The following is a 4,529-nucleotide window of genomic DNA, read 5'->3' as shown; positions in this document are numbered from 1 at the left end:
TGATAGGCGATCAACGGAGGACATGATGCGAGTGCAACTGCAAGCACGTACCCGTGGGCTAGCACATCGACGCCGTGAACGTGGCGCCGTACTCGTCCTCGTGGTGCTTTCGATGATCGCATTGATCGCGTTCGTCGGGCTCGCGCTCGATCTAGGGAAGCTTTATGTCGCGAAAAGTGAGTTGCAAAACAGTGCCGACGCCTGTGCGCTCTCCGCTGCCCGAGACATTAACGGTATTACGCCACTTGCTGTTTCCGAGGCGGCGGGCATTGCAGCAGGACACCTCAATCGGGCGCTGTTTCAGTCATTGCCTGTCTCGATGGATATGAACAATAACGTTACCTATGCGACATCGTTTGACGGCTTGTTTTATAACAAGGGCGACTCGAACGTGGGGGCGCTTTCCCAAATCGCATTCGTGCAATGCACGACGGCACTACCCAATATTCCTAACTGGCTCATCCAAGTCCTCAATGTTCTGCCCGGCATGAACGTCGGCCCGACGACGGTTTCAGCGAGAGCAGTCGCAACGAACGGCCATGCGCAGACAAGCTGTGCGCTGCCGGTATTTATATGCGCTCCACCTTCCGGGCAAAACTACTCCGTTGGCCAATGGCTGCAGTCCAAAGTCGACTCATCCACGGGTTCCTACACGCAGGGAATGTTCGGTTGGGCCAACCTTAATTTGAATGGCACCAATCCTTGCACTGGCGCCAACTGCCTCGCCGACCAATTGGCAGGGACGACCTGCAACGTACCGGCGGTAGGTCAGCAAGTAGGGGAGAACGGCAATATTTCGTCGCTAAGAAAGTCATACAACACCCGATTCGGCATTCAATACAACGGCAACAGTGCGCCACAAGGCACGTCCGACTTTACGGGGTATGCCTACACCTCGCAGACTACCTGGAAGAGCGCTTCGAATGCCTATGACGGTACCAGTCCGAGCAACCCCGGCGCCTTCAACTATGTCAGCAGTCGTACCCAGCGGTTGCCATACCAGGGCGATGCCACGAGTGGATTGAACACCAAAGGCAGTCCCGGCTCCAGTGGCGTCTATCAAGGAGGAGCAGACCGTCGCCTTGTGCCCGCGCCGATGGTGAATTGCGACACCATGAATTCGTCACAGCACGCAACGATCACTGGCTGGGCTTGCGTTTTGATGCTCGACCCAATGCAGCAGGGCGGCAACAGTAATGCGGTTCACCTGGAGTATCGGGGCCTCGCCAGCGCCCCTGGTTCCCCCTGCTCAGCGCAAGGGGTGCCGGGAGGCGCTAATGGCATCGGCCCCCTCGTTCCCGAGCTGATTCAGTAGGAGCTTGCGATGCCCCATCGAGAAAAGCGCTACAACGTCAAGCGAGAACGCGGCGTCGCACTTGTTGAACTCGCGCTCGTACTCACCCTCTTGCTCACGATGCTAGGCGGCGTGGTCGAACTCGGTCGCGCCATCTATCAATACGAAACACTGACGAAGTCAGCACGCAACGCTGCGCGTTTTCTGTCGCAATATTCACCGCTGGATCCTGACTACCCAATTGCTGAAGCTCAGTGTTTGGCCGTCTTCGGCAATACCGAATGCACGGGAAACACACTAGCTCCCGGTTTGCAAACCACAAATGTGGTCGTCTGCGATCGAAACAGTTCGCCCGGTTGTCCGAATGAGACGTTCTCTGGTTATCAAGTCCATGACGCAAGTGACAACAACGGCTCAGGGCAGCTCGAGGAATCGATCAATCTCGTTAAGGTAGTGATCACGGGCTACACCTACTCGCCTATCCAGTCGCTTTTTAGCTTCACAGGTGTCACCTTCGGCGACATATCCGTCGTAATGAGGCAGCCATGAACAGCGACTTCAACCTGATAAGACGCCGACGTGAGCGCGGTGCTGCAATCGTCGAGTTTTCTATCGCCGTTGCCGTGCTCGTGAGCGTGCTCATCGGTGTGATGGAGTTCTCGCGCGTGCTTTTCTATTGGAACACGGCGGCCGAAGCGGCGCGGCTTGGGGCACGTGTAGCCGCGGTTTGCGACGTCGGTTCGAACGTCGTCAGAACCAGGATGAGGCAACTGATGCCCCTCCTTTCGGACAACAACATTCAGGTCACCTACACGCCTAGCCCATGCGACGCGACGAGTTGCCAGTTCGTGACAGTCAGCTACACCGGATTGACCGTCAACACGTTCGTCCCGTTCGTGCCGATCTCGATGGCGTTGCCGGCTTTTACGACGACCCTGCCCCGTGAAAGCCTATCCAGTGCGACAAGCGGCTCCATCTGCCCATAATTTAATTAGCACTACCAACGATCATGATCGACATTCTCAGCATTTCGAAAGATGCGTCGCGGCTCGCACAAGTGATGCGTCTCATCAGCGAGTGCGGAGCCTACCGGACGACACGGACGCTCGGCAGTCCGTCTCAACTCGCGGCGCGTGGCGGCAGTCTTGAATCGTTTGACGTTCTGATTGTCGACGCGTTGACACAAGAGGATGCTGAATTGAGCGTGATCGCCGAGCTGTGTCAGCGGCATGATCGTCTCACTTGCATTCTTCTTACCGGTGATGCATCACCTCAAACGTTGATCGCCGCGATGCGGGCCGGTTTTCGCGACGTGCTCCCTTGGCCGCTCGATCAACGCACGCTAGCTGATGCACTGATGCGCGCCGAAAAGAAACAAACACCGCGCGACGGCGCCGAAACGCAAATCATCTCATTCATGTCGTGCAAAGGCGGTGCGGGGACGACTTTCATTTCAACCAACATCGCGCATGCGATTTCTGTCGGCTGGAAAAAACGCGTGCTGCTTGTCGACCTGAATCAGCTCTATGGCGACGCCGCGTTTCTCGTCACGAGCGAAACGCCCGCCTCCACGCTGCCGCAGATGTGTGCACAGATAGAGCGGATGGACTCCGCGTTTCTGGATGCGAGCCTCATGCGCATCAGCGAGACGTTCGACGTCATCGCCGGCGCTGGCGACCCGGTCAAAGCGGCACAAATCAGCAGCGACAAACTGGAATGGATTCTTGGCATCGCGATTCCTCGCTACGACGTAGTGATTTTCGACATCGGCCAATCCATCAATCAGCTATCGATACTGGCGCTCGACCGCAGCAAGGAAATCCATCTTGTGCTGCAGCCCAGCATGCCACATGCGCGGGCGGGCCGGCGTCTCATGGAGATTCTCTCGACGCTCGGCTATCCGGCAGACCGCATGCGGTTGTTACTGAATCGGCACAGCCGACGTGCGCAGGGTGCGCGTGACGCGCTCGAACAGATTCTTAACACTTCCCCCTATCAGGTCCTTCCTGAAGACGACGACATCGTCGCTGATGCGCTCAACGAAGGCGTTCCCGTATCCGAAATCAAGCGCAACTCGGCCGTCGCACGCGCGTTACAGCAGCTTGCGGAAAAAATCGTCAGCCAAGATCCTGTGAAAGCTGATGGTCGCGGGCGCAGTGAATTTCGCCTTCCGCGCCTGTTCGGGGGGAGCCCCACGGCAACGCCCAAGCTCAAGACCATGTAAGCGCAAAACTCGGCAAGGAGATCATCATGTTGCTGCGTGAACAGATATCTGCACAATCGGTTCAGTCGCCAGGATTGCGCGAGATCGGCGTCGACCCACGGGGCGCAATGGCGCACAGCGCGTATCCGCACCTCAAACGCGTCGTGCATCAAGCGGTTCTCGATCGCGTCGAGCTCGAACGCCTGTCTCGCCTTTCTTCCGATCTCGTCCGCCAGGAGATCGGCGCGCTCATTGCGCGGATCCTCGAAGAGGAGAAAGCGCCAGCCAACGAGGCGGAGCGGAAGCAACTCGTCACGGACATTTACGACGAAATGTTCGGCTTCGGTCCGCTCGAAGCGTTGCTTCGCGATCCGACCGTCTCCGACATCCTCGTCAATACCTCGAAGCAGACTTACGTCGAGCGCAGGGGTAAGCTCGAGCTGACGGATATCACCTTTTACGATGACGCGCATTTGATGAAAGTCATCGAAAAGATCGTCTCCCGCGTCGGCCGTCGTATCGACGAATCAAGCCCGATGGTGGATGCGCGCCTGCCGGACGGCTCGCGCGTCAACGCGATCATCCCCCCTTCTGCCATCGACGGACCACTCGTTTCGATCCGGCGTTTTGCCGTCAATCCGCTACAAATAGCGGACCTCATTCGGCTGCATACGCTAACCCCGCCGATGGCCGAGGTGCTCGACGCGCTTGCACGAGCGAAAGTCAACATCCTCATATCGGGCGGCACGGGCAGTGGCAAGACGACACTGCTCAACCTTCTCTCCGGCTTCATTCCCGCCGACGAGCGCCTAGTGACCATCGAGGACGCAGCTGAACTGCAACTGCGGCAACCGCACGTGCTGAGGCTCGAGACCCGCCCACCGAATATCGAGGGACGCGGCGAGATCACGCAACGTACACTCGTGCGCAATGCACTACGTATGCGCCCCGACCGCATCATCCTCGGTGAGGTACGCGGTGCAGAAGCAGTCGACATGCTCGCTGCGATGAATACGGGCCACGAGGGATCGC

At 57.9% G+C, this 4,529-nt stretch carries 5 protein-coding genes; all 5 read left to right on the top strand.

Going from position 1 to position 4,529, the window contains the following annotated elements; translation table 11 throughout:
- The first annotated feature begins 22 nt into the window (after window positions 1-22).
- Window positions 23-1,315: a TadE/TadG family type IV pilus assembly protein gene (locus VL598_RS10545; protein WP_325326660.1), complete on the top strand. Its 1,293-nt coding sequence runs from the start codon at window positions 23-25 to the stop codon at window positions 1,313-1,315.
- 9 nt (window positions 1,316-1,324) lie between these two features.
- The gene (locus VL598_RS10540) at window positions 1,325-1,843 is read left to right on the top strand and encodes a TadE/TadG family type IV pilus assembly protein (protein ID WP_325326659.1); all 519 of its coding nucleotides are present in this window, start codon (window positions 1,325-1,327) and stop codon (window positions 1,841-1,843) included.
- Window positions 1,840-2,280, top strand: coding sequence for a TadE family protein (locus VL598_RS10535; RefSeq protein ID WP_325326658.1), 441 nt, complete (start codon window positions 1,840-1,842; stop codon window positions 2,278-2,280). The genes VL598_RS10540 and VL598_RS10535 overlap by 4 nt, the downstream gene beginning before the upstream one ends.
- A gap of 23 nt (window positions 2,281-2,303) precedes the next feature.
- On the top strand, window positions 2,304-3,518 hold the full coding sequence (locus VL598_RS10530; protein WP_325326657.1) for an AAA family ATPase: 1,215 nt from the start codon (window positions 2,304-2,306) through the stop codon (window positions 3,516-3,518).
- 26 nt (window positions 3,519-3,544) lie between these two features.
- Window positions 3,545-4,529, top strand: a 985-nt coding sequence (locus tag VL598_RS10525) for a CpaF family protein (protein ID WP_325326656.1), incomplete at its 3' end; no start/stop codon positions are given.

The sequence above is a fragment of the Trinickia sp. genome (genome assembly GCF_035492435.1).
Taxonomy (GTDB): domain Bacteria; phylum Pseudomonadota; class Gammaproteobacteria; order Burkholderiales; family Burkholderiaceae; genus Trinickia.
Note: the sequence above shows the minus strand (reverse complement) of the source record. Positions and strands in the feature narration are given on the sequence as shown.